This window comes from Roseivirga sp., assembly GCF_034669765.1.
Lineage (GTDB): Bacteria > Bacteroidota > Bacteroidia > Cytophagales > Cyclobacteriaceae > Roseivirga.
The window spans coordinates 180785-206487 of the sequence record NZ_JAXMOQ010000006.1 but is presented as its reverse complement, the minus strand read 5'-3'; the positions used below and the strand labels follow the sequence as shown (position 1 = coordinate 206487).

Annotated in this window: 30 protein-coding genes; 17 read left to right on the top strand and 13 right to left on the bottom strand. The window is 40.7% G+C overall.

Annotated features, from left to right (window positions below):
• Positions 1-50: 50 nt before the first annotated feature.
• The 3 genes from VOI17_RS13625 to VOI17_RS13615 are packed head-to-tail and all read left to right on the top strand — an operon-like array spanning position 51 to position 3550.
• A complete protein-coding gene (locus VOI17_RS13625; RefSeq protein WP_323757772.1) occupies positions 51-725 on the top strand; it encodes a succinate dehydrogenase cytochrome b subunit in 675 nt (224 codons plus the stop codon).
• 13 nt (positions 726-738) lie between these two features.
• Positions 739-2748, top strand: a complete 2010-nt coding sequence (locus VOI17_RS13620; RefSeq protein WP_323757771.1) for a fumarate reductase/succinate dehydrogenase flavoprotein subunit — start codon at positions 739-741, stop codon at positions 2746-2748.
• Between the two features lie 46 nt (positions 2749-2794).
• Positions 2795-3550, top strand: a complete 756-nt coding sequence (locus VOI17_RS13615) for a succinate dehydrogenase/fumarate reductase iron-sulfur subunit (protein WP_221405717.1) — start codon at positions 2795-2797, stop codon at positions 3548-3550.
• 79 nt (positions 3551-3629) lie between these two features.
• Here VOI17_RS13615 and VOI17_RS13610 read toward each other — a convergent pair whose 3' ends face one another.
• Complete coding sequence (locus VOI17_RS13610; protein WP_323757770.1) at positions 3630-4007, bottom strand: MotA/TolQ/ExbB proton channel family protein; 378 nt, start codon at positions 4005-4007, stop codon at positions 3630-3632.
• A 159-nt stretch (positions 4008-4166) separates the two neighbouring features.
• Between VOI17_RS13610 and VOI17_RS13605 the strand changes: the two genes are divergently transcribed.
• The 3 genes from VOI17_RS13605 to VOI17_RS13595 all read left to right on the top strand — a co-directional run bounded on the left by VOI17_RS13605 (position 4167) and on the right by VOI17_RS13595 (position 5983).
• Positions 4167-4934, top strand: a complete 768-nt coding sequence (locus VOI17_RS13605; protein WP_323757769.1) for a LytTR family DNA-binding domain-containing protein — start codon at positions 4167-4169, stop codon at positions 4932-4934.
• Between the two features lie 106 nt (positions 4935-5040).
• Entirely contained in the window at positions 5041-5631 is a 591-nt protein-coding gene (locus tag VOI17_RS13600) for an RNA polymerase sigma factor (protein WP_323757768.1), read from the top strand.
• Positions 5615-5983 carry a hypothetical protein gene (locus VOI17_RS13595; RefSeq protein ID WP_323757767.1) on the top strand — a complete coding sequence of 123 codons (369 nt, stop codon included), beginning with the start codon at positions 5615-5617 and terminating at the stop codon, positions 5981-5983. Before VOI17_RS13600 ends, VOI17_RS13595 begins: the two co-directional genes overlap by 17 nt.
• 104 nt (positions 5984-6087) lie before the next feature.
• Here VOI17_RS13595 and VOI17_RS13590 read toward each other — a convergent pair whose 3' ends face one another.
• The 3 genes from VOI17_RS13590 to VOI17_RS13580 all read right to left on the bottom strand — a co-directional run bounded on the left by VOI17_RS13590 (position 6088) and on the right by VOI17_RS13580 (position 8478).
• A complete protein-coding gene (locus tag VOI17_RS13590) occupies positions 6088-6780 on the bottom strand; it encodes a hypothetical protein (protein WP_323757766.1) in 693 nt (230 codons plus the stop codon).
• Between the two features lie 50 nt (positions 6781-6830).
• Complete coding sequence (locus tag VOI17_RS13585; protein WP_323757765.1) at positions 6831-7112, bottom strand: DUF427 domain-containing protein; 282 nt, start codon at positions 7110-7112, stop codon at positions 6831-6833.
• Between the two features lie 142 nt (positions 7113-7254).
• Positions 7255-8478: an NADP-dependent malic enzyme gene (locus VOI17_RS13580; RefSeq protein ID WP_323757764.1), complete on the bottom strand. Its 1224-nt coding sequence runs from the start codon at positions 8476-8478 to the stop codon at positions 7255-7257.
• A gap of 279 nt (positions 8479-8757) precedes the next feature.
• Between VOI17_RS13580 and VOI17_RS13575 the strand changes: the two genes are divergently transcribed.
• From VOI17_RS13575 to VOI17_RS13565, 3 genes are all read left to right on the top strand, one after another.
• On the top strand, positions 8758-9606 hold the full coding sequence (locus VOI17_RS13575; RefSeq protein WP_323757763.1) for a universal stress protein: 849 nt from the start codon (positions 8758-8760) through the stop codon (positions 9604-9606).
• A 72-nt stretch (positions 9607-9678) separates the two neighbouring features.
• A complete protein-coding gene (locus tag VOI17_RS13570) occupies positions 9679-10032 on the top strand; it encodes a translation initiation factor (RefSeq protein WP_323757762.1) in 354 nt (117 codons plus the stop codon).
• Positions 10033-10159: 127 nt separating this feature from the next.
• Positions 10160-11080 (top strand): alpha/beta fold hydrolase, encoded by a 921-nt coding sequence (locus tag VOI17_RS13565; RefSeq protein ID WP_323757761.1) that lies wholly within the window; start codon positions 10160-10162, stop codon positions 11078-11080.
• Between the two features lie 2 nt (positions 11081-11082).
• On the opposite strand, the gene VOI17_RS13560 is transcribed toward VOI17_RS13565, so the two are convergent.
• The 6 genes from VOI17_RS13560 to VOI17_RS13535 all read right to left on the bottom strand — a co-directional run bounded on the left by VOI17_RS13560 (position 11083) and on the right by VOI17_RS13535 (position 16918).
• Positions 11083-11823, bottom strand: a complete 741-nt coding sequence (locus VOI17_RS13560) for an SDR family oxidoreductase (protein WP_323757760.1) — start codon at positions 11821-11823, stop codon at positions 11083-11085.
• Positions 11824-11873: 50 nt separating this feature from the next.
• On the bottom strand, positions 11874-12455 hold the full coding sequence (locus VOI17_RS13555) for a Crp/Fnr family transcriptional regulator (protein WP_323757759.1): 582 nt from the start codon (positions 12453-12455) through the stop codon (positions 11874-11876).
• Positions 12456-12583: 128 nt separating this feature from the next.
• Positions 12584-14845 carry an aminotransferase class III-fold pyridoxal phosphate-dependent enzyme gene (locus VOI17_RS13550; RefSeq protein WP_323757758.1) on the bottom strand — a complete coding sequence of 754 codons (2262 nt, stop codon included), beginning with the start codon at positions 14843-14845 and terminating at the stop codon, positions 12584-12586.
• A 37-nt stretch (positions 14846-14882) separates the two neighbouring features.
• Complete coding sequence (locus tag VOI17_RS13545) at positions 14883-15464, bottom strand: peptidylprolyl isomerase (protein WP_323757757.1); 582 nt, start codon at positions 15462-15464, stop codon at positions 14883-14885.
• Between the two features lie 99 nt (positions 15465-15563).
• Positions 15564-16445 carry a hypothetical protein gene (locus tag VOI17_RS13540; protein WP_323757756.1) on the bottom strand — a complete coding sequence of 294 codons (882 nt, stop codon included), beginning with the start codon at positions 16443-16445 and terminating at the stop codon, positions 15564-15566.
• 167 nt (positions 16446-16612) lie between these two features.
• Positions 16613-16918, bottom strand: a complete 306-nt coding sequence (locus tag VOI17_RS13535) for a HesB/IscA family protein (protein WP_323757864.1) — start codon at positions 16916-16918, stop codon at positions 16613-16615.
• A gap of 213 nt (positions 16919-17131) precedes the next feature.
• On the opposite strand from VOI17_RS13535, the gene VOI17_RS13530 reads away from it, so the two are divergent.
• From VOI17_RS13530 to VOI17_RS13510, 5 genes are all read left to right on the top strand, one after another.
• On the top strand, positions 17132-18169 hold the full coding sequence (locus VOI17_RS13530; RefSeq protein WP_323757755.1) for a glycosyltransferase family 2 protein: 1038 nt from the start codon (positions 17132-17134) through the stop codon (positions 18167-18169).
• A 129-nt stretch (positions 18170-18298) separates the two neighbouring features.
• Complete coding sequence (locus VOI17_RS13525) at positions 18299-18820, top strand: hypothetical protein (RefSeq protein WP_323757754.1); 522 nt, start codon at positions 18299-18301, stop codon at positions 18818-18820.
• Positions 18821-18826: 6 nt separating this feature from the next.
• Complete coding sequence (locus tag VOI17_RS13520; RefSeq protein WP_323757753.1) at positions 18827-19249, top strand: YkvA family protein; 423 nt, start codon at positions 18827-18829, stop codon at positions 19247-19249.
• Between the two features lie 38 nt (positions 19250-19287).
• The gene (locus tag VOI17_RS13515; protein ID WP_323757752.1) at positions 19288-19926 is read left to right on the top strand and encodes a thioredoxin family protein; all 639 of its coding nucleotides are present in this window, start codon (positions 19288-19290) and stop codon (positions 19924-19926) included.
• Positions 19884-20534 carry an NAD-dependent epimerase/dehydratase family protein gene (locus tag VOI17_RS13510; RefSeq protein ID WP_323757751.1) on the top strand — a complete coding sequence of 217 codons (651 nt, stop codon included), beginning with the start codon at positions 19884-19886 and terminating at the stop codon, positions 20532-20534. Before VOI17_RS13515 ends, VOI17_RS13510 begins: the two co-directional genes overlap by 43 nt.
• Positions 20535-20866: 332 nt before the next feature.
• Here VOI17_RS13510 and VOI17_RS13505 read toward each other — a convergent pair whose 3' ends face one another.
• On the bottom strand, positions 20867-22054 hold the full coding sequence (locus VOI17_RS13505) for a hypothetical protein (RefSeq protein WP_323757750.1): 1188 nt from the start codon (positions 22052-22054) through the stop codon (positions 20867-20869).
• A gap of 61 nt (positions 22055-22115) precedes the next feature.
• Here VOI17_RS13505 and dtd point away from each other — a divergent pair, with 61 nt between their 5' ends.
• The 3 genes from dtd (at position 22116) to VOI17_RS13490 (ending at position 23828) form a co-directional block, all read left to right on the top strand.
• Entirely contained in the window at positions 22116-22568 is a 453-nt protein-coding gene (gene dtd, locus VOI17_RS13500) for a D-aminoacyl-tRNA deacylase (protein ID WP_323757749.1), read from the top strand.
• Positions 22568-22912, top strand: coding sequence for a nucleotide pyrophosphohydrolase (locus tag VOI17_RS13495; RefSeq protein ID WP_323757748.1), 345 nt, complete (start codon positions 22568-22570; stop codon positions 22910-22912). Before dtd ends, VOI17_RS13495 begins: the two co-directional genes overlap by 1 nt.
• A 115-nt stretch (positions 22913-23027) precedes the next feature.
• A complete protein-coding gene (locus VOI17_RS13490) occupies positions 23028-23828 on the top strand; it encodes an aspartyl/asparaginyl beta-hydroxylase domain-containing protein (RefSeq protein ID WP_323757747.1) in 801 nt (266 codons plus the stop codon).
• 7 nt (positions 23829-23835) lie between these two features.
• On the opposite strand, the gene VOI17_RS13485 is transcribed toward VOI17_RS13490, so the two are convergent.
• Entirely contained in the window at positions 23836-24534 is a 699-nt protein-coding gene (locus VOI17_RS13485) for a 2-phosphosulfolactate phosphatase (RefSeq protein WP_323757746.1), read from the bottom strand.
• A gap of 25 nt (positions 24535-24559) precedes the next feature.
• Entirely contained in the window at positions 24560-25654 is a 1095-nt protein-coding gene (gcvT, locus tag VOI17_RS13480) for a glycine cleavage system aminomethyltransferase GcvT (RefSeq protein ID WP_323757745.1), read from the bottom strand.
• Positions 25655-25703 lie beyond the last annotated feature (49 nt).

Sequence of the window (25703 nt, the reverse complement as noted above, 5' to 3'; positions counted from 1 at the left end):
AACGATTGCAAACTTAACTTTGGCTACCAAATTTAATCTTAAATAAATTAATGAGCTGGTTAAAACAAACCTTTACGAGTTCCATCGGCAGGAAATATGCCATGGCGCTCTCAGCCCTTTTTCTAGTTATCTTTTTACTTCAACACTTCATTATCAATTTCACCTCAGTTCTGAGTGAAGATACTTTTAATGAAATTTCTCATTTTATGGGAACCAACGTGTTGGTGCAGTTCGCTCTTCAGCCAGTGCTTATTATCGGAGTGATCTATCACTTCGTAATGGGCTTTGTGTTGGAAATTCAAAACAGAAATGCACGTGCGATTAAGTATGCGATGAACAAAGGAAGCGAAAACTCTACGTGGTTTTCGAGAAACATGATTTACTCAGGCCTTGTAATCCTTGGTTTCATAGGACTTCATTTCTATGATTTCTGGATTCCAGAGATTTCGCACAAGTACATTGAAGTGTTGCCCGAAGATTCTACAAGGTATTTTGGCGAAATGGTAGAGAAGTTTCATGAGCCATGGAGAGTAGGATTATACGCTTTGAGTTTCGTTTTCCTTGGACTTCATTTAATGCACGGTTTCCAATCGGCATTTCAGTCGGTGGGGGCAAGGCATAGCAAGTACACGCCTACCATTAAAAAATTGGGTACGCTATACGCCATTGTAATTCCTGCGGGTTTTATTTTCATTGCGCTGTATCATCATCTAACTGCTCTTTAATTCATAAGTAGCCATGACGAAATTAGATTCTAAGATTCCAGAAGGTCCTATTCAAGACAAATGGACGAATTATAAAAATAATATTAAGCTTGTAAACCCAGCCAACAAACGCGCTATTGATGTAATAGTGGTGGGGACTGGGCTTGCGGGTGGTTCTGCTGCAGCAAGTTTGGCCGAATTGGGTTACAACGTAAAAGCATTCTGCTACCAAGATTCACCTAGAAGAGCACACTCAATTGCGGCTCAGGGTGGTATTAACGCAGCCAAAAACTATCAAGGCGATGGTGATTCTACTTATCGACTGTTTTACGATACCGTTAAGGGTGGAGATTACAGATCTAGAGAAGCCAACGTTTACCGTTTAGCAGAGGTCTCTGCCAATATCATTGACCAATGTGTGGCCCAAGGTGTTCCTTTTGCAAGGGATTACGGTGGGTTGTTAGACAACAGGTCTTTTGGTGGGGTTCAAGTTTCAAGAACTTTCTACGCCAAAGGGCAAACAGGGCAGCAGCTACTTTTAGGTTGCTATTCTGCCATGTCTCGCCAAATTGGTAAGGGAAAAATCAAAATGTACAACCGTCATGAGATGTTGGACATTGTGAAAGTAGACGGAAAAGCCAGGGGTATTATTGCAAGAAACTTGGTGACAGGAGAGATCGAAAGACATTCTGCTCATGCGGTGGTAATCGCATCTGGAGGTTACGGAAACGTATTCTTCCTTTCTACGAATGCAATGGGCTCTAACGTTTCTGCAGGTTGGAAAGTACACAAAAAAGGAGCGTTCTTCGCTAACCCTTGCTATACTCAAATCCACCCCACTTGTATTCCTCAGCATGGAGATCAGCAGTCTAAATTGACTTTGATGTCTGAGTCATTGAGAAATGATGGAAGAATTTGGGTACCGAAAAAGAAAGAAGATTCCGAAGCGATTCGAGCAGGCAGGTTAAAGCCAACTCAGATTGCTGAAGCTGATAGAGATTATTACTTAGAAAGAAGATATCCTTCTTTCGGTAACCTAGTACCAAGAGATGTAGCTTCAAGAGCAGCGAAAGAACGTTGTGATGCTGGTTACGGTGTTGGTACAAACGAAACAGGTGAAGCAGTTTACTTGGACTTCTCTTCAGCCATTATGCGCTACGGACAGGAACAAGCCAATATTCAACATATTCACAATGCTTCTGATGCTAAAATCAAGGAGTTGGGTGTTGATGTAATTGAGAAGAAATACGGTAACCTTTTCCAAATGTATGAGAAGATTACTGCCGATGATCCATACAAGACGCCAATGAAAATTTACCCAGCGGTACACTATACCATGGGCGGTGTTTGGGTTGATTATAACTTAATGACCACGATTGAAGGTTGTTACGCCATTGGTGAAGCAAACTTCTCAGATCATGGCGCCAACCGACTTGGAGCTTCGGCTTTGATGCAAGGTTTGGCCGATGGTTATTTTGTTCTGCCTTATACCATTGGTGATTATTTGGCCAATGATATTAGAACAGGTGAAATTTCTACTGACTTACCAGAATTTGTAGCGGCAGAAAAAGAAGTAACTGATCAAATTGAATTCTTTATTAATAATAAAGGAACAAAATCGGTTGACTACTTCCATAAGCGCTTAGGTAAAGTAATGTGGAATAAAGTAGGTATGGCCAGAAATGCCAAAGGCTTAACTGAAGCTATTGCTGAAATCAAAGAAATCCGTGAGGAGTTCTGGAAAGAAGTGAAAGTACCAGGTAGTGCCGACAGCATGAACCCTGAATTGGAGAAAGCAGGCCGTGTGGCCGATTTCCTTGAATTGGGTGAGTTATTCGCTAGAGATGCACTGTTGAGAGAAGAATCTTGTGGAGGCCATTACAGGGAAGAGTATAGCACAGAAGAAGGTGAAGCCATGCGTGATGACGCAAACTTTACTCATGTTTCTGCTTGGGAATTTAAAGGAGAACCAGCAGACGCTGTGTTGCATCAAGAGACTTTGAATTACGAGAACATCGAGCTCAAAACCCGTTCATACAAATAATTAATTGAGAATTTAAGAATCAGAAAATATGTCAACAGCAAACGGATTGAATCTAACACTGAAAGTTTGGCGACAAAAGAACGATAAAGCAAAAGGCCAAATGGAAACCTATCAGGTATCTGATATTTCTCCAGATAGCTCTTTCCTTGAAATGATGGATATTCTCAATGAAAAATTGATCAACGATGGGGGCGACCCTGTTGCTTTTGATCATGATTGTAGAGAGGGTATTTGTGGTAGCTGCTCAATGTTCATCAATGGCGAAGCCCATGGGCCTGGTAGAGAAATTACTACTTGCCAATTGCACATGCGTGAGTTCAAGAATGGTGAAACGATTTATATAGAACCATGGAGAGCAAAGGCATTTCCAGTAATCAAGGATTTGGTGGTGGATAGAGGTGCATTTGATCGTATTATGGCCGCTGGTGGTTTTGTGAGTGTTAACACTTCCGGAAACACCCAAGATGCCAATGCTATTCCAATTCCAAAGGCAGATGCCGATAAGGCTTTTGATGCCGCTACTTGTATTGGTTGCGGAGCCTGTGTAGCCTCTTGTAAAAACTCTTCAGCCATGCTGTTTGTTTCTGCCAAAGTATCGCAGTTTGCACTATTGCCACAAGGTAAAGTAGAAGCAAAAGAGCGTGTACTGAACATGGTACAACAAATGGATGATGAAGGTTTTGGTAACTGCTCTAACACAGGAGCATGCGAAGTGGAATGTCCTAAAGGCATTAGCCTAGAGAATATCGCGCGTATGAATCGTGAGTACATGAGTGCCAGCTTTACAGCCGACAAACAATAAAAAGATAATTTGATTAAATAATTAATCCCCAGTCTAGCAATAGGCTGGGGATTTTTGGTGTTGTAGGGAAGCTGAACTCTTACTCAATGGCCACTTTATTGGCTTTCGCGCTTAGCGCAAAATAAATGAGTAACGACAAAACGTAGATCATCAGTCCGTAGATAGTCGGGATGAAAGTGAGTTTCAAACCCCCGGCTAATACTCCTGGGTGAATATCGCCTGCCGCTTCAATGGCCTGAAATGCACTTGTCAAATCAAGAGCGCTGGCGAGTATACCTATAATGAGCGCAAATAAACCAACCTCCTTTATGAGGCTTATCTTTCGTTGGGAATTCTCATTCACCTGATTGGCCAAAACGTTTTTAGTACTAAAAACCGACAGAACGATCATGATTACGGCAACGATCGTTTGTATGCCCATGAACAATTTACTTCCTAAAAAAAATAACTCTAGCATAGTTTGAATATTTAAGGGTTAAAGCTTGCTTTCAAAGCTATTAAGGAAGCTCTACAATGGGTAAGTCATATCCATCTGTATACCTGTCGTTAGTCGATATTTGGCTTAAAATAGTAAGAAAGTAGCGGAATTAGTTGGCGTTTTACTTAATCTTGGATAATGATCAAGCATTATCGTCAAGTCATATTCTGGGTATTTATATTTGCTTTTTTAAACATATTGTTTGGTTTGAAATGGAGTAATTATCTTGATTCCTTTTACTTCACCTCTATGCTTATGCCTGTGGCGATTGCCACTTCTTATTTTTTCAACCTTTTTTTGGTGCCTCGGTACCTCGAAACCAAAAAGCACTTTTGGTTTATACTCTATACTTTTTACACCGTTGTAGTCTCTGTTTTTTTAACTGGGGTAATTGCCATGGGGGCATTTATTTTTCTAACTGACTTTGATAAGAATCGGATGAGCCCTATTGCTGGGGACGTATTACAGTTAGGAGTCATTATCTACTTTGTTGTGATTTTGTTCTCTTTTATACGGGTATATCGATCAAACCTTAAGCATGAAGCTAGGATGGCTGCTTTGGAAGAAGTAAATCAGAAAAACCTTTTACAGATCATCACAGTAAGGTCAAATAGAGAAGCTATTTCAATTGCGATTGATGATATTCTCTATGTGGAAAGCCTTGCCGATTATGTCAAAATCAATACAACTACCGGAGTTACTATTACAAAGGAAAAAATAAGCGGATTAGAGAAAGTGCTTCCAGAGCGGTTTATTCGAGTTCATCGATCTTATCTGGTGAATAAAAATAGAATAGAAGCCTTTGGCCACGATTATGTCAAAGTTCAAGCCCAACAGCTTCCTGTGGGTAGAAAGTATAAAAAGGAGGCTTTGGAAAGTATGAAGAGTGACAATATACTGTCGTAGTAAAAATGTCAGGTTTTAACACCTAACATGTTTTTCTTCTTCCAAAAATGAACCATTCAAAAAATCAGACGTCTCTTGCTGCGAGTTATTTATAATTTATAGAATAATGGAAGCAGATCACAATCAGGGAGGTAACGAAATCCAAGAAGAGTTTTGGGTTTTACGTTGTCAGGCTGGTGATGAGACGGCTTTCCGACAATTATATTTTCGATACAAACCCAGAACCTTTGCTTTTTTAAAGGGCTTGGTGAAGGGAGTTGAGGCAGAAGACTTGAATCAAGAGGTGTGGTTGACGGTTTACCGAAGAATTACTTCTCTGACCAATACTAATGGCTTTAGAATGTGGCTGTTTCAGGTGGCCAGAAATAGGGCCTTAGACTACTTCAGGCAAAATAAAAAATTACTGGAATTACAGGAGGCTACGCAAGTAGCTCCAGAGGAGAGGGGAGAAGAACAGCCCTTTTATGATGGAGAAGATGAAGAGCTAAAGATCAGGCTTAGGGCATGTTTGGAAAAACTTCCACAACGACACAGAGAGGTTTTGATTCTAAGTTTTTTGGAGGGAATGGACTATGAAGAGATCGGACTAATCACCGGTTGTTCAATTGGAACGGTAAAGTCCAGAATGCACCATGCAAAAATGAAACTCAAATATCTGATAAACATAAAAATAGGAGACGATGACAAAGATGAATGAAAAATCAAAAGACGCGATCTGGAAAATGATTGACCGCGAAAAGAAGAAAGATGTTTTTGTAAAGCGCATAAGCAAAATGGGATGGACTGGTACAGTAGTCATGCTGCTTTTTTTCCTCACAATTACCTTAATTGACCTGAGTAGAATGGTGGGGCTGTACGGTGAGGGCATGGTGTCACGCCAATCTGTAATCAATACTGTGGTACCATTTGCTATAGTATTAGGGGGCTTATGTCTGATTATAGCCATACTCAGTACCATAGGTGTGTTCTTAAGAATGCGAACCACAAGTTTACTGGAAATTCAACAGCGATTGGCCAATCTCGAGCAGATGGTGGTTGCCAAGAAGTAATTTTCTGCTTTGACAATAAGCGCTGATACTAAACGTGTCAGGTTTTTAAAACCTGACACGTTTTTCTTAGTAGGAATGAGTTGAAACCTGAACTATGGAAAAGGTTATATGTCTTTAGTAAGGTGTTCAAAAAAATCAGTGTTTAAAACTTTGGGCAAGTCTACCGACTGGTCTAGGTAAACGGTATTCTTGTCCATTTTAGGGTTCTCGAAGGAGAAAAAGAATCGCTCATTTTCACTTGTCATTCCGCCCAAAATGTTGACTAAATCTTCGTCCGCATATACAATGAAGAATAGACTGAGGTTTTTGCTTCGTTGAAACCCAAAAGTATTATCGGTTCCATAGCTGTTTGCTATAAATTGAGCAATGAACATTAAATCGGCAATGCTATCAACTTGCGTTAAGTGAACAATAATAGTTTTTCCCTTATCGTGAATTGCGAACTCAATCGAAGCCCCATTTTCGATATGAGAAAGGGCTTCTTCGATATCTGTTCTAATTACTGAATGCGCAAAATCACCTTTGATTATAATGAAGTTAGAAAACTCAGAAGTATCTAGCTTGAGTTTGTTTTGACTATTATTACCCATCATAATCCTTTCGAAATGCGTGGATTTAGATACCTCCTTTTGGTTTTTCCTACTAGGAAATGGGAGAAGGAAAAGCCGAATTGGCTGGGATATTGCCCGCATGGTACCATAAAAGAAATTACGAATAATCTCTAATGGACTCTTTAAGAAAACTACTATACCAATAACAAGCAAGGATATCAGAGCTATGTTCAGAAAGGTCTCCATTTGGCGTTTGAAGTTCTATGATTAAAATGTAGCCCTTAAGGTACTAATGTTTACTCTTCAACTTTCACCCCTCTCCAAAAAGCCACGTAGTTCTTTATGCCTTTGGCCATTTCTTTGGTTTCTGGGTAGAACCAAGCCGCATCTGGATTTTCACTACCATTTACTTCAATGGTATAATAACTCGCTACACCTTTCCATGGACAGGTGGTGTGTGTGTCTGTTTTTGTGAAGTATTCTTTTTTGATTGAATCGTGAGGAAAATAATGGTTTCCTTCAATCACAATTGTGTCTTTGCTTTCTGCAATTACTTCTTCGTTCCAAATGGCTTTCATAGGCTCTAAATTAAAATTGAGGTAAGCATTTCCGTTTTCAGGAATACTTACCTCAATCTAACCCACCACATTGTCTGGTGGTTCAAAATTTATTTACCAAATGTCGGGGAGTGAACAATCGAACAAAGCCCGCTATACTGATTTAGCCTTTCAGCTTGGCTTCTTCTTTCTTGATTTCCGCCTCTAATTCTCTTTCTTTATATACTGCTTGCTCTACCGCATGGGCCACAACATCAGCCAATGAAGTGTCTAGCGCTGAAGGAATCACCTGATCTTTTGTTGGGTGCTCAACGCTTTTCGCAATGGCAAAAGCTGCTGCCAATTTCATTTCAGTGCTGATGGTTTTTGCACGCGCCTTTAATGCCCCCTTGAAAATACCAGGGAAAGCCAAAACGTTATTAATCTGGTTAGGATAATCACTTCTGCCTGTACCTACAATGGCTGCTCCGCCTTTAAAAGCTTCTTCTGGGTGAATTTCAGGTTCAGGGTTGGCCATGGCAAAAATGATAGGATCTTTGGCCATGTTCTGAATGTCTTCTTTGGTAAGTACATCTCCTTTACTTACTCCAATAAATACATCGGCTCCCTTTATAATTTCATGAATATCGCCTTCAACATCTTGGAAGTTGGAGTATTTCAAAAGTTCAGTTTTGGCTGAATTCAGTTCGTGTCTTCTTCTGTGAATAGCACCTTGGCTATCGGCAACAATCAGTTGTTTAATGGAGACACAAAGTTCAGACTCAACATTATAGCAACGCAAAAGCTTGGCAATCGCTATTCCGGCAGCACCAGCTCCATTAATCACCACTTTCATGTCTTCTACTTTTTTGCCCACTACTTTAGCAGCATTGATCAAAGCGGCTAGGGTTACAATGGCAGTTCCATGTTGGTCATCATGAAAAACAGGAATACCAAGGTCTTGTAGTTTCTCTTCAATAATAAAGCTTTCGGGTGCTTTAATATCTTCTAGATTTATGCCTCCAAAAACTGGCGCTATTCGTCTGATCGTATCAATAATATCATCGGTATCTGTACAATCCAAGCAGATTGGGAAGGCATTTATTCCTGCAAATTTTTTGAATAGCATGGCTTTTCCTTCCATCACAGGAAGCGATGCCAAAGCACCTATATTACCCAAGCCTAAAACTGCTGTTCCGTTGGTGACCACGGCAATGGTATTGCCTTTAATGGTCATGTCATAAGCCAGTTCTGGATTTTTCTCAATTTCTAAACAAGGTTGGGCAACTCCTGGGGAATAAAGCAAAGAAAGGTCTTCCTTGCTATTGACATCCATTTTATTCGTGATTTCGATTTTACCTTTAAGGTCGTTATGTAGGGTGATGGATTTTCTATAAACTTCTTTCATATTCGTGTTTTCCGCTTTTTCAATTGTTCTCCCTCATTGGGTAAACGGTCGCAAAGTTAGGGATATCATCGCGATTAGCCGCCAAATATTTTTCTTCTAATTTATTAAATATTGACTACCTACGATTGTAGCTGTACCTTATTTGGGTTTTGCGTTTGGATGCGGACACTACGGTTTAGAGATAAGATCAGTTCAAAACATGACGTACATCATCAAAATTATCTAACCATTTTCGGTAATTCATGGTTGTTAATTAGTAATCAATAAAAACATAAAGCCATGAAAACCATTCTCGTACCTATAGATTTTTCTGAACAATCTAAACATGCTTTAAATTTTGCTGCTCAGCTGGCCAGAAAAGGTAAGCTTCAAATTCAAGCCATTAATATTATTGAGGGGCCTCAAAGCCACACTTTCAATACAATGGGGGAAGGTTTTGCAAATGAGTCAGAGGATTATTTTTTTCTAAAACAGCTGCTTGAGAAGACCAAAGAAAACATGGCCAACCTAATAGGGAGTAAGGCATATTCAGGGATTGATATTGCCGGATCTGTGGAGATTGGGAATCCATACCAGAGTATTTCAAAAGCAATTGCCGATCATAAAGCTGATTTGGTTGTGATGGGCTCTAAAGGCGCAAGTGGTATTGATGAAGTTTTAATTGGGTCGAATACCGAAAAAGTAGTGCGTCATGCCAAGTGCCCAGTGATCACCATCAAGTCAGAGGTTAAACTGCATGAGATTCAAAACATAGTATTGGCGACTAACTTACGTGAAGTACAGTCAAGGTTGATTGAGGAGCTTAAAAAGCTACAAGCTTTAACTGGGGCAAAATTGCACTTGGTTAAAATTAATACGACTAACGATTTTCATACGCAACGTCAAATGCAGGATGAGTTTGTGAGGTATATCAACGACCACCAATTGGCCAATGTGCATACTGCAATTTATAATGAGACTTCTGAAGAAGAAGGGATTTTGGCCTATGCGGAAGACGTAAATGCAGATATGATTGCCATTGGCACACACGGACGAACTGGTTTGTTGCATTTATTGAGTGGAAGTATTGCCGAGGATTTGGTGAATCATTCCCAAATCCCAGTATGGACGCTCTCTAGGAAGAAATAGGGATCCACGGATTCAAAACCAGAATTTCAATACAGAAAGCCCGAAATTGCTCTGGCTTTCTTATTTTTGAAAATGGCCAAGAAAAGTAATCGAGATAAGGGGCGTTCGGGTGTAGTTTATTCTACCAGTGATGATTTTCAATACGAATATGATAATGACTCCACCCAAGAAACGCTAGCACCTAGTGCTCAAAAGTTAAAGGTGATGTTAGACAAAAAAAGCCGTGGAGGTAAGCAAGTAACGCTTGTGGAAGGCTTTGTTGGAACGGATGACGATTTGAAAGAACTGGGTAAACTGCTCAAGCAGAAATGTGGTGTAGGCGGCTCGGCCAAAGAGGGTGAGATTTTAATTCAAGGAGATTTTAGAGATAAAATACTCCAGTTACTTCAATCTGAAGGCTACAATGTCAAAAGGGTAGGTGGATAAAGGACGTCTTCTGAATTGACTTTATCACGGTCAGTATGAATGATTGAGCTATTTTTCGCATACTGCTTTTCATACTGAGGAAGGAAGGATCTTGAAAAGGGAAGTTTTTTAATCAACATTAGAATTTATGAGAACTCTATTTTTACTCGTCACTTCCTCTGTATTGCTTGGCTGTCAGTTCAGTAAAGAGAAAATTCTCACTTCCTCGGGCTTTCTAGAAATTAATGGTTCTCAAGTATTCTATAAAACCATGGGGCAGGGTGAACCACTAGTGATTGTGCATGGTGGTCCTGTGCTGGATCACTCTTATTTACTCCCTCATTTAGAAGAACTGGCCAAAGACTACCAACTTATATTTTACGACCAAAGGGCATGCGGTCAGTCTTCCGTAGAGGTTGAAGCTGCTACCATGAACTTAGTCGGTTTTGTAGAGGATATCGAGCAAATCCGGCAAGCTTTGCAGCTAGATAAAATTAATTTGTTTGGTCATTCTTGGGGCGGGTTACTGGCCATGAAATACGGGGTCAAGTATCCGGAGAACTTAAATAACCTCATACTCTCTAACGCTATGGCTCCTAGTGTGATTGACTGGCAATTGGAGGACGGACGCGTTTCAGAAAAGGTAACGAATAAAGACAGCAAAGATCGACAAGTAATCATGGAGTCGGGCGTATTGCAAAGTGCGAATCCTACAAAAGCAATTGAAAAACTCTTGCGTATATCGTTCCGTCCACAAATGTATGACACTAGCAATTTGAGTAACATCAAACTCTATGTCCCACAAGATTATATGCAGCGAAGTCAAGTCTTTAGCTCGCTAGGGACGGATTTGACGGATTTCAATCTTTATCCCGATTTGAAGAAAATTATTTGTCCGACCCTGGTTATTTATGGCAGCGAAGAACCAGCCGCAAATCTTCATGCTCAAAAAATGGCAGATAGTTTTTCGAATGGCCAACTATCCATCATCCAAAAATCTGGTCACTTTCCTTTTGTGGAAAACCAAAAGCAGTTTTTTGCTGTCGTTCAAGACTTTTTAAGGAAGTAACATCAACTAAGGTTGTTGATTTTCTTTAGTGCAAAACTCGGTGCTACTCTAGATAGTGCATAAAGAATTTTCACTCCGGCCACCTTAATTTCAGTTTGACCTTTTCTTAACCCTTCAAGCATTCCTTCTACCGCTTTTTCTACTGGAATGGCAATTTTAGGAGGATTGCCTTTATGCCATGGTGTATTTACTACTGGCAATAGTATTTCGATTACTTCAAGGCTTCGTTTCGAAGATTGAATTCGGAGCACTTGAGTAAAGGAATGTAAAGCAGCTTTTGTCGCACTGTAAAATGGATAGGCTGCGCGGGGTGAATAGACCAAACCTGAAGTGATGTTAATCACTGCGGGGTTTGGGTTTTGTTCTATTAATGGAGTGAAGAGTTTAGTGAGTGCAATTGGGGCCATTAGATTCACCTGGATTTCCTTTTTCGCCACCTCGAGAATGTTTGCTGTTGCATGAAAATCAAGGGTATGGGTAATGGCTGCGTTGTTCACCAATATATTGCAAGCAGCGTGTTTCTCTTTGACCCAATCAAAGAGTTGCGAAGGGCCTTCTTCTTGAGATAAGTCGCAAGCTAAATAGTCGATAGAGGGCATTTGAGCTTTTGCCCTTTCTAGTTTTTGAAGTGAGCTACCACAAATCAATACTTTATTGTTGAGTTGGATTAACCTTTGGGCAAGCTCCAGCCCAACGCCTGAACTTCCTCCAGTAATCAATACGGTGTTGTTTTTAAGTCTCATCTTTTTTTGACAAAACTAGGCGCTGTAAACCTTCAAAACATTGACCTAGGTTAAGGCTGTTCTTTTTTTCTAACTCGGCTTAAGGATTCAGGCGCTATTCCTAAATAGGATGCGATCATATGCTGCTTCAGTCTGTGCTCAAGATTTGGGAAACGCTCTAGGAAAATTTGATATCGACTTTCAGCGTCCAAAAATAATAGCTCCCTTTCACGGGCTTCCTTCATAATGAATGCTTTTTCCAATACTTTAATCAACAGTTCATTCCAACAGGGATTACTTTCTTTCAACTTGAGCCAATCAACATAACTGATGGCTAACACTTCTGAATTCTCAAGCGCCTCAATAGAAAAGTGTGAAGCTTGGTTCAATACCATGGCGGAATAGGCACTTACAAAGCTGTTCTCAGGCATAAAAACCTTGGTATACTCTTTCCCTTCTTGGTCGGTATATAGAAAGCGGAATAGGCCCTGAGTAACAAAGCCGAAGATCTTTGGTGTTTCTCCGGCCTCAATAAAACGAGCGCCTTTCTTCACTTTAATTGGCTTTGTTAATTTTAGAAATTCTTGAGCTTCAGAGTCGGGTACTCCTCTAAACCATGGGCTTTGGATTACTTTTACTGTTGGATCACTCACAGGTATTAGTTTTTAAGGTATTTAAAACGGAGAATTGGAACCTAATCTACATTTTTGGTTAATCTCTTTTCCCTTTTTTTTAGAAAATGCTTCACCTTTTAGTAAAGTGGTTTAAGAGATAAATCCGATTAGTTAGAACCGTTTAAAAGCACTAGCCTCATTTCATCCACCACCTGATCTACGTTCGATTTTGTAAAACACAAGGGTGGTTTTGATTTGATAACGCTGTCGTATGGGCCGTCTGTGCTGACTAAAATATGCCGGTTCCGAAGCTCATTTTTGATTTGCTGTGCGAGCTCAGTGTTCGGGGTAAGCTGATCATCCTTGATAAATTCCACACCAATAAAAAGTCCTGAACCACGAACGTCACCAATGGTAACAAACTCATGTTGAAGTTGCCTAAGTTGATCCATGAAATAGTCACCAACCATCAAGGCATTCTGCTGAAGCTGTTCTTCTTCAATCACATCCAGTACAGCCGAACCAATGGCGCATGAAACAGGGTTGCCACCGAAGGAGCTGAAGAACTCCATGCCATTGTTGAAGGCCTCTGCAATAGCCTCGGTAGTCACTACCGCACCCATAGGATGCCCGTTACCCATTGGCTTCCCTAATATTACAATGTCAGGCACTACACCTTGTATCTCGTAACCCCAAAAATGACTACCCATTCTGCCAAAGCCAGTTTGAACTTCATCGCTAATACAAACGCCACCTTGGGCACGAATGGCAGGATAAACTGCCTGTAAATAACCCTTAGCCAAAGGTACCTGACCACCACAGCCGATGATTGGTTCTGCAATAAAACCTGCCACACCGCTTTCATGATTTCTAACTTTCTGAAGTAGATCGTTGGCATAGGCCACGCCAGCTTCACCATTATTGTTCCGGTAAACCCCTCGGTAAGTGTCGGGAATGGCCGCTTCTATAATGTGGCCTGCTTTGCCTTTCCCACCTTTGCTTTGGTACTTGTAAGGGCTAATGTCAATACCCATTCGGGTATTGCCATGGTAGCCGTGTTCCATTACCACCATGCCTTGCTTTTGCGAATAGGTTTGCGCTAAGCGAACGGCCAAGTCACTGGCAGCAGAACCTGAATTAACGAAATAGACTTTGTTTAACGTAGATGGGAATTTAGAAAGGAGTTTTTCGGCATATTCCTGCAAAGGGTCATATAGATACCGCGTATTCGTATTCAATTTTGCCATTTGTTTTTGGCCGCTTTCTACCACACGTGGATGTTGATGACCAACATGCGGAATGTTATTATAAGCGTCTAAGTAGCTGTTTCCATATCGGTCGAACATGAATTGAAAAGCTGCTGATTCCATATAAATTGGCGTTGTATAGGAAACGGACAGGATTGGGCTGAGTGAAGAATGTCTTCGTTCTAATACCTCATCAATTTTCGGGATCTCTTGCAAGGGAAGACCAGCCGCTTTTCGGAATTCATTTTTCGCCTTGACTGGATTAATGGCAGCCCATTTTTTGAGTAAATCCCAGGCAGGTTTTTCACTGATAGTGATGTACTCACTGTCGGGCTTTAACTTCTTTTCATGAGCCGATTTACATACGCTCATAATCAAACGTCCGGCAATGAGGTAATAAAGGAGGTCGATTTCCTCTTCCAGAAGTTCCAAAGTAGCAGTATATCCCTCTATAATAGGGAGCGCAGAAGCGATGGGGTCATCCTTTCCAAATACTGAATAAGTAATGGCAATGGCCAACTCATTGATCAGGGGCGTGAATGCGGAATCTCCAAAATCGATTATACCTGAAACCTTATCTCCATTGACCAAAATGTTCCAGTCATTGGCATCGTTATGAATGACGGATTTTCTCAAATTGGCCAACTTCGGATAGACTTGCTGATCCCATTGAAGAAAAAAGTAATCCACTAATTTCCTTTCGGCTGGGTTTGAAATGTCGGTTCGCAAAGCCCTGCATTGGTTGATATGTTGAAGGTCCCAGTCTAACTTTCTAGCCTCAATACCTGCGATTCTATAGTCAAGTAATGATTTATCGATCTCCGCCATAAACTGGCCTAATGAATGGAGTAGAGCAGGGCTTTGAGTTACCTCGGCTAAAAAATCACCTTCCACAAAAGTGAGTAACCTAAGTAGTTTTGACTCAGAACCTACCTCCGCAAGTGTAATGAGTTCCCCATTTAAATTAGAAATTGGTTTGGATACGGAAGAGGCATCTAAATGACTGAGGTGTTGGATCATGGCAGTTTCTGCCAGAATATCCTCTTTGGCTCCTATTGGGTAAACCTTGAGTACGAAAGTACCTTGCTTTGCATCCACTCTATAGTTGGTGCTGATATACCCCTCCATTTTTTGAAGGTTTACGTCACTTAAGTTGTAATGCAGAAATAAAAGTTCTTCCATTGGTAGTTCTACTTTAATTTAGGGATGTAAGTCAATTTTACTCCTTAATTATTTCAATCGACTGAACCTTAACCTTCTCTACCAAGTATTGATTTTTGTCTTCTCGTTGTTGAATTTTTTTCACGATATCCATCCCCTTGGTCACCTTACCGAAGGTGGCGAAACCTTGTCCATCAGGATTTCTTTTTCCTCCGAAATCCAGTGAAGGTTGGTCTCCAATACAGATGAAAAATTCGGCAGTAGCTGTGCCTGGCCCAACACGTGCCATGGATAAAACACCGTCTTTGTGTAGAATTCCTGTTTTCTCGGTGGTTTCGTGCGCAATGGCAGGAAAAGAAGTCACCGAACGATTGTATGATATTCCACCTTGAATCACTTCAATCTTCACATCATTGTTCGGCTGATTGTCCATTCTTACTGTGCGGTAAAAACTGGCGCTATCAAACTTATTGGCCTCTATGTATTTGATAAAGTTTGCTACGGTGATAGGAGCTTTATCGGGGTAAAGCTCGGCCAAAATGGAACCTAACTCGGTCTTGATTTCAATGTTTATTACTTGGGCTTTGAGACTAAAAAATGAAGTCAGAAGCAGCAACGCAAAGAGGAATGGTCTTTTCATAGCAAATCGTTTGATAGTATGAAAGGTATGTTTTTTAATAAATAATTGGTCAGAAAATTTAGCCAAATACTCGTTAGGTCATTTGAATGGTGAAAAAATCTAAATACAATTGGCTAAGATCTCAGCAGCCTTTGGGTTTAGCCTAAACCAAAGCTCCGGTTCAATCATTTCTAATTCGATAATGGCCAGTTCATCATTGTTATCGCGGATAATATCTACTCGAGCCAAAGATGGGCTTGGGCTACAAACCGACACTGCCTTTTCAGCGAAATCCATTTCCGCTTGCGTGGGCTGATAGTCGTGGACGCTACCACCAAAGTCATCCTGTACACGGAAATCGCCCGGCTTGGCGACTTTCAACACCGCATGGGTAAACTGACCACCCATGACCATTAAGGATATTTCGCCCTTAACAATATTCTTCTGAAAAGGCTGAAGCATAAAGGCTTCGTTCTGAATTAACTTTTGAAAAATGGCCTCATGCGTCTCAATATTGTCCGCATTCAGTTTGTAAGTATGGCGCGATGCGCCTGACACACATGGTTTTAAAATGGTTTCTTCCCAACCTGTTAAGACCTGTAGTTCTTTCAAAGAAGGGATTGTACCTTTTTCAATATAGTATGTTTCAGGAATGTTAATACCACGCTTTTGCAGATCGCCCAAATAATGCTTATCCATATTCCAGCGCACCAAGTCTACGGGGTTGATCAGGGTGCTTTTCTCTGAAACCAAATCAAGCCACTGCTGCCATTCTTCAAAGTGATCAAAGTAATCCCATGTAGTTCTGATCAATACTTTATCCGTGCTGCTCCAATCAAAATCTGGATCGGACCAAGACTTACGTACTACTTTAAGCCCTTTCTTTTCGAAAGCAGAAAGCACGAGTTGATCTTCGGTAAGCACATTCTGTATGTAAGGGGTAATGTTTTTAGGAGCTACATACTTATCGCAGGTAGCGATTACAATATCGAATTGAGCCATGGTGATTATTTATGGCAAATATAATTTCATTCGCCATACACGAAAGATTTTTCTACTGTAAATTATATGCCTTTGTAACTAGAGAAATCCTTGCTTGCTTTTGCGTTTGATGCGCAGCTATTGCCTAATGATTTAAGGAATTGGGACGACTGTTTTCGTGGGAGTTATTACTCTTCCTTATCTGGATTAACGAAAGTAAAACCTCTGGCATCGGCTCCTTCATAAAAATCAACCTCTAAGCCTAGTAAATACATGGTTTGACGCTTTTCAACATGCACATTGACTCCGTCTACTTTATAAGTGATGTCGCCCTCTTTGGGTTTATCGAAGCCCAGTAAGTAGCCCATGCCACCACAACCAGAACCACCTTTGACGCCAATCCTCAAACCATACCCTTCAGGAATGCTCTTGGTTGACATAATGCTTTTTACCTCTTCCAAGGCTTTTGGGGTAATGCTTACGGGCTCTAACACTTGCGACATAATCTATCGTTGTTTGAAATGTAAACTTAGTCAGATTTGAGAATGTTCCCTTCCTTCCATTTAAGTTGTTGAATAACTTTTTGGTACGATATTCTTTTCGCTCTGTCGGGTTCGGAATATATCAATATAAGTGCTTTTGCACCTTTATTTCGGTAATTTCAATTTTCCTGAATTCGGCATTCACAAAACCCGCTGAAAATAAACATGCATTCTAATCACTCAAATAGCCCTGGCACTTCGCCATTGGTGTCCATTATTATGGCCGCCAAAGATACTGCGCCCTACTTACACGAATGCATAGATTCCATTATCGCTCAGTCATACACGAACTGGGAATTGATTGCGGTAAATGATCATTCTTCTGACGAAACGCCTAATATTTTAGAGGCTTATGCTCAAAAAGATGAACGCATCAAGCTCTATCATACCGAACGCAATTTCCTGATTCCCACATTAAAGCATGGCTATGCTTTTGCACAAGGTGAATTGATCAATCGGATGGACTCTGATGATATTATGCCGCCAGATAAACTGCAAGTACTGGTGGAGGAATGGCAGAAGTTTGGAAAGGGAACCGTGGTAGCTGGAGGCACGGCTCATTTTGTGGTTGAAGGAGATGTGGGTGAAGGTTTTTTACGTTACGACCGCTGGCTAAACGAAATTGCTACCGATGACAATCATTACCAGGAGATTTACAAAGAATGCACTATTCCTTCTCAGTGTTGGCTAATGCACAAGGACGATTTTGATGCGGTCGGGGCTTTCAATCCAGAGGTGTATCCAGAAGATTATGACTTGTGCTTTCGGTTTTACAAGCATGGATTAAAAGTGATTGGCTTAAACAAAGTGATGAATCATTGGCGCGATCGGCCTGATCGGATTTCAAGAACTTTGGAGGTGTATAAAGACAACCGCTACTTCGATTTAAAACTGCGTTATTTTTTCGAGCTCGACCGTGACGAATCTAGGCCATTGGTACTTTGGGGTGCGGGCACTAATGGGAAAAATATGGCGAAACTTCTTCAGGAAAGAAATCAGCCATTTTATTGGGTGTGTAATAATCAGAAGAAAATAGGTTTAGAAGTGTATGATGTGCTAATGCGACATGTAAGTTTTATACAAGAACTCGAAAACCCGCAGATTATGGTCGTTGTGGCATCGCCAAAGGGGAAAGAGCAGATCAGAAAGCGATTAGCGGACTATAAAAAAAAGCCGGTTACAGATTTTTGGTTTTTCCTTTGACAAGATTGCTCTTCATTTCAAACAATGAAAAAATGAATTTCTAGTTACATCAATGGCTTTGGACAATAATCTCATTATTTTCACTCACAATTTCCGAGAGCCTAACAGAATGTCGCTTTAAAAATGAATATGGAATACCTTACCGATTTAATTCAAATCTTAGTTCCAGCGGGTCTGGTGCTTTATGCTGTGTACTTAATCGTCAGAAGTTTTCTGCAAAAGCAATTTGACGCTCAGCTGATTCAACTTAAGATGAAGACTACAGATACGGTTTTGCCCATTCGACTTCAAGCCTACGAACGCACTTGTTTGTTGTTAGAACGCATTTCACCCAATAATATGCTGCTTCGCTTCAGCAACCCCGGCATCAATGCTTTTGAGTTCCAGCATTTATTGTTGAATGAAATTGGGGAAGAACTAAACCATAACCTCTCGCAACAGGTTTACATGAGTGATGAGGCGTGGAAGCAAGTACGAGATACGGTGAACATTATCATTGCTATTATTCAAGATGCTTCCCAAGAAATGAAGGCCGAGAACAATGCCATTGATTTATCGCAGGCAATCTTTGATAAAATGATGAAATTAGAGAGTGATCCTGTTGGCGATACGCTCTCTTTTGTGAAAAGTGAAATTAGACAAGTTTTTTGATCGTGTATGAGTAAGGAGAAGGATTTAAACGAAAGAGAAGAGCGGTTTTTTGGCAAAATGAAGGCCAAAGCAGGCAAGATTGTTAATGACCGCGTAAAGCTGAAGGAGCTATTGGCAGACACCCAGAAAAAGATGGAAGCCAGTGGTAGTGATGATTCGTTGAAAGATAAAATCGTTGAATTTCTGTCCTTGATTATGCGCATGATTTCGAGCTATGTAAAGGGTGTTTATACCGAAACCCCATGGCAAACCATTGTTATGTTTGTGGCTGGCTTAATTTACTTCATTACCCCAATCGATGCAATCCCCGATTTTATTCCAGTAGCCGGACTTATCGATGATGCCACCGTGCTGGTTTGGCTAGGGAAAAGCTTTAGAGATGACGTTTCCCGCTTTAAAAAATGGGAAGACGCGAACGATTCTGAATAGCCTTTGGTTTCCATATTGTCATCCAAAAATCATGACTTATGGAAGCTGTTATTACCAACCAATTACTTGAAAATGCCTTGAGCTATGAGCAATATTTAAGCTTGCTCAGTGGCTTATTAATGGACGAAAAAACGACTGGAGAAAACCAGTCGGAGGCCATGCTTAATTATGCGCGAATGAACGACAAGCGCATGAAAAAATGGACGAAAATTGGAAAGCTGAGTCCCGAAACTCAAGAGCGCCTGCTCAACATTAAATCTCCCCTCACATTATTAGTAATAACAGAAGGCTGGTGTGGCGATGCTGCTCAAAATTTGCCCTTCATCTACAAAATGACGCAGCTGAATCCGCTTTTAGAAATGAAGATGATTTTGCGTGATGAGCACCCAGAAGTGATTGACCAATTTCTTACCGATGGGGGTCGTTCAATCCCGAAAGTTATTGCGGTGAATCCTGAGGATTTAACCGTATTAGGCGACTGGGGGCCAAGACCAACTTTAATTCAGAATGAATTTTTAGAAAATAAGAAGACGCAAGAGCGTACTTCGGATGAATTTGCAGTGTATTTACATTTATGGTACGCTCAAGATAAAGGCATAACTCTACAGAATGAATTTTTGGCTAAATTAGAGTTATGGAACAAAAAACAGCAATCGTTGCCGGTGCAAGCGGACTGATTGGCCGGTCACTCACTCAGAATTTATTGAACAGCAATCAGTACGCTAAGGTCATAGCGCTGGTTAGAAAACCGTTGGGGATTTCGCATGAGAAATATGCCGAACTCAACATTGATTTCGATCAGCTAGAAACCATGGAAGATTTCCCAAAAGCAGATGATATTTTCTGCTGCTTGGGAACGACCATAAAGAAAGCTGGATCGAAGGAAGCTTTTTATAAGGTGGATTTCACCTACCCTTACCATTTGGCAGAAAGGGCATTAAAGTCTGGTGCCGAAAGGTATTTCTTGGTGTCAGCCATGAGCTCAGATAAAAATTCACGGTATTTTTACAACCGTGTGAAAGGTGAGTTAGAAGACAAACTCTCATTTCTCGCTTACCGAACCATCTACATTTTTAAACCAAGCCTACTCCGCGGTAATCGCAGCGAAAGCCGACCTGCAGAAAAGTTTGCGCAGCTGATCACACGTATTATTCCTTTTGTTGGTCCATGGAAAAAGTACCGCCCCATCCATGCAGATAAGGTAGCGGACGCCATGATGAAAGTGGCCTTGCAACACGATAAAGGCTGCTATTATTACCAGTCAGAAATTATGCAGAAGATGTGATGAGGTTCTTTCGCGTTTGATTTTAATTTCGAATATGACCAAAGCAAGTAAAAGTCCCATCGGGACGCCCTGCTTGTAGAATGATGGATTCAATATTAGTTTTAGAGCTCCGTAGGAGCGGCCTGATTGGGTCAGAAATATGGATTAAACACCGGGTCGCCCCTCTGGGGCTTATGTATATCTTTTTCCTATTATCTACAAACAGGGCACCCCTCTGGGGTTTATTGGGTTGAATTTCATTCTAATTGTGAGTTTGAAAGTCGTCTTGCGTTTAGCTACATTGTCAAGAGTCCCATCGGGACGCCCTACTTGTAGAATGATTGGTTTCAATATTAGTTTTTGAGCTCCGTAGGGGCGGCCTGATTAACACGATAGCCAATGAATGTGGCAATAACCCCATAACACAAATACATCAACACAATACTCGTATTGGCAAACTCAGGATACCAACTTTCCCATAATTCCATTTCAAAAGCGGGGTCAGGAAGGTGCTGGTGAAGCATCATTAGCGGAAGGGATAAAAGTCCAAGAATCAACAATGACTTGGTCTTTATTTCACGCAGCTCATACATCATCCATGTGGCAATAAAAGGAAAACCGAGATAGATAATGCGGGTCATATCGCCACCCGCTAAAATACCGAAAGCTAAATAGGTAAGCGTAAAAATCAGAAGCACATTTCGGGTATTGTCGTAACGATTGGTCAATACATACTTTCTTCCAGCCAAAAACAAAGCAGGCCCAAAAGCCACTAACATGGCCACCAACCAGCGCACAATTTCAAAAGGGTGGAGGAAGACTTCTTTGGCGTGGTAGAGCAAGGTGATGATGGCACCTTTTCCTTCTTCAATGGGAGGGAAATAATGCGCGATTGAGAATTTAGTAATGAGTGAAAGCGCAACAGCCGAAATTAGTATTGGAATGGGATAGTAGCCTTCTTCCGTTTTTCGGTTGTGCCAAATACCGTGAGCCGTGAGTATGATGACTAAGGCCAAGAACGATTCTTTTTGAGCCGTTGCAAAAGGAGCTAGAATCAGTAGCCAAACGAATTTTCTTTTCAAAATAATGAGTAAAAGCAAAGTCTGAAAAAGGTAGAGCGGAAGATCAACCGTAACAGGATCGAAGGTATTCAAGCGGATGATGCCCGTCCAATGAAAGAGCAGCCAGAAAAAGCCTGCGATAAACCATTTTAGTTCGAAACCCATTTGGCGCCAAAGCGCAAATAGTGCGATGATAGAAGCCAAAGTGAAAAATAAATTCACCCATTGGAAATCTTGAATCATATTTCCAGAGTCGATTTGAGCGGCCAGCCAAGGCACTAAAACTCGTCCGTTAAATGGAAAAGGAACTTGATAACTATCTTCTAAACCCACAAAATAGTGGTAAATATGCGTGTAGTCGTTTCCATCAAAAGCAGGCGCTAAACCATAAGTGATGGGCGCTTGTGTGTTTTTATAGAAAAGGAAGGCAGCCACAGTAATGCTTAAAAAAATGGCCAGCCAAAATAACCTAATTCGCATAGTTTGAAATTTAGCTAAATTACTTGAATCCTATTTTATTAATGGGGTTTTTTGCATTGATATGATCGCAGTGATACAACATGTTTCCGAATCATCGGTAACCATAGACGGCCAGGTGAGGGCTGCTATTGGAAGAGGTTTAATGATTTTAATTGGCATAGAAGAAGCCGATAATCATGAGGATATTGAATGGCTCAGCCGTAAAATAGTGAATATGCGCATTTTCGAAGATGAAGAGGGCGTAATGAATAAAAGCTTGATTGATGTAGATGGTGAAGCCTTAGTAATTAGCCAGTTTACGCTGCATGCCAGTACTAAAAAGGGCAATCGACCTTCATACATTAAAGCAGCGAAGCCCGATGTAGCCATTTCGCTTTATGAAGCGTTTAAGTTACAGATGGCTGCGGATTTAGGGAAGCCTATTGGCTCAGGAGAGTTTGGTGCAGATATGAAAGTGGCCTTGATAAACGATGGTCCGGTAACTATAATAATTGATACTAAAGACAAAAAATAATGACTGAGCAATCGAAAGGAATTACTGCCGTTCAAAAGGAAGTTGACAATTGGATCAAAGAGTTTGGTGTTCGCTATTTCAATGAGCTCACCAATATGGCGCAATTAACGGAAGAGGTTGGGGAGGTTGCTCGAATTATCGCACGCAGGTATGGGGAACAGTCTGAGAAAGAGTCAGATAAGGGTAAGGATTTAGGTGAAGAACTGGCCGATGTAATGTTTGTTGTGGTCTGTTTGGCCAATCAAACAGGAACGGATTTACAAGCCGCATGGGATATTAAGATGGAGAAGAAGACGCAAAGGGATAAAGACCGACATAAGAACAACGAAAAATTGAACTCATAATGTTTTGAACAATTAATGTGGGAATAGGGTTGAACTTTTTGTGTGATACAGGTGTCAATAGGTTAAATTTTTAACAACTTTAGGTACCTTTTTTAATTAAAATCACTACTGAGTTATGATCATTTTACAGATTTTAGGTGTAATTCTTCTAGCCTTTATTTTGCTGAATGTGATTCTCTATTTTGTAGAGCCCAGCCTTATTGCTGTTACATTTTCATTGGTACTGCGTGTTTTTAAAAAGAATCCACCCATCGTTGATTTGGATGAATTCTTCCCAGATCACCAACTTTTAAAAGACAACTGGAAAGTCATTCAAGAGGAACTTTTTAAGGTGTTGAAGAATGAAAACAACATCCCTAAATTTCACGAAGTAGATAAAATTCAAAGATTCGTCTCTGACAAGGATAAGTCTGCTTGGCGAGTGTTTATGTTTAAAGCCTATGATAATTGGCAAGCAGCCAACTGCGAGAAAGCTCCAAAAACTGCGGCACTATTAAAACAAATTCCTGGAATTACCACCGCCATGTTTTCCATTATTGGCCCTAGAAAACATATTCCGCCACACAACGGATTTTATAAAGGCGTCTGGCGCTATCACTTGGGCTTGGTGATTCCCAAAGAAGGTGAATGCTATATTATTGACGGTGGACAACGCTACGACTGGAAAGAAGGGGAGGATGTACTGTTCGATGACACCTTCCAACACGCAGTTTGGAACAAAACCAATGAAACCAGAGTGGTCTTGTTTTGCGATGTGTTTAGAAACGACTTGCCGAAGGCTTTTCAACCCATCAACCGCTGGGTATATGGTTTAAGGGAAAGGAGCAATAGGCTGAAGAATGTATTAAAGAATGCAGAAGTTCAAGTGGATTTAGACCCAGAAGAAATTGAAAAACCTTTAGTAAAGCAGGCTTAGTCGGTTTTTATGCAATGAGTTCCGAACCAGTTAATTTCGGCACAACATTGAATTCGTTCAGTCTGGCACAATACTCAATGTCTTCTCTGACATTGAATTTAGAAAGTCTTGCAGCATGGTTACTTCTGTTGATGTAATAAGCAAGATCGGTAGCCATGGACTGGTATAAGAAAAAAGCGCATAGTGCTGAATCGCTTTCCAATTCAGCATTTTGCTTTAATGCATTGCAAACCGCCCCTGCAAAAAGACTATCCTCCAGGTTATACCTTCCTTTCCAGCCTGCGCAAAAAAGGAGAATATCGTTTTGTGATTTCATCAGATGATTTACTACAGCATTGAGGTTAAGAAAAGAACCAATGATTACTTCTTTTGCATTTCTTGAAAGCTCAATCGCATGTGTGCCATTGGTGGTGGTGGTGGCTACTTTTTTACCTTTTAATTCAGGTTTCATGTAGTCAAATGGAGAGTTACCGATATGGAATTGCTCAATTTTTTCTCCACCACGTTCACCCGCCATGATATAGCCTTGCTTACCCAGCGCCTCACATTCTTCAATGGTGGCAACAGGAGTGATTGATTGTATACCCGAACCCAATCCGGCCACCATACACGAAGTAGCCCTGAGGATATCAATGACTACTACGGTTTTATTTTCAACCTCAAATTGGTGGATAAGGTCAGGGGTATAACAAACGTCTATTTTCATGTACTAGTGCTAAATGTAACTGCAATTAAGCTTTATAAAAGGGAAGTTTAATCACTTCGGCCTTAAGCTTTCTATTTCTTACTGCTACAAAGATTTCAGTGCCTACTTTCGAATTTTCGAGCGTTACATAACCCAATCCAACTCCGTAACCTAATGAAGGTGACATGGTACCAGAAGTGACTTCTCCAATAGGGTTTTCGTTGGCATCTTCAAGTGCATAATGGCTTCTTGGAATACCTTTATCGATCATTTTGAAAGCAACAAGTTTACGCTTAACGCCTGCTTCTTTTTGCGCTTGAAGGTTTTTAGAATTGGTAAATTCTTTGGTGAATTTAGTTACCCAACCTAATCCCGCTTCTAATGGAGAAGTTTCGTCAGTAATGTCGTTGCCATAAAGGCAATAGCCCATTTCTAAACGTAGTGTATCTCTAGCACCAAGTCCGATTGGTTTAATGTCATAAGCTGCACCTGCTTCGAAAATGGCATTCCACACTTGCTCAGCATATTGGTTGCTCACGTAAAGCTCAAAACCTCCAGCGCCAGTATAGCCTGTAGCAGAAATGATTACATGTTCTACACCTGCGAGAGGTCCAACCACGAAGTTGTAAAATTTAATATCTGATAGGTTTACAGAAGTAAGCGACTGAAGCGCTTCAACCGCTTTAGGGCCTTGAACAGCAAAAAGAGAGTGGCTGTCCGACACGTTCTTCATGATCGCGCCTTTTGTATTATACTTGCTGATCCAGTTCCAATCTTTTTCAATATTGGAAGCATTTACAACCAGCATATATTTCTCGTCCTTGAATTTGTAGACCAAAAGATCGTCAACTACGCCACCATCTTCATTTGGCAAGTAAGAATATTGCGCTTGGCCATCTACTAATTTAGACGCATCGTTACTCGTTACGCGTTGAATAAGGTCAAGGGCTTCTGGGCCTTCCAAAACAAATTCACCCATATGAGAAACGTCAAAAACGCCAACGCCATTTCTCACAGTGTTGTGTTCCTCTAAATCAGATGAATAACGAACAGGCATGTTATAACCTGCAAAGGGTACCATTTTAGCTCCAATCTTTTCGTGGAGATCGTTAAGGGCGACTTTCTTCAATTCCATTTCCATAAGGCGATTTAATTTGTTGGCAAAAGTAACAATTAGATCATAAAAACAA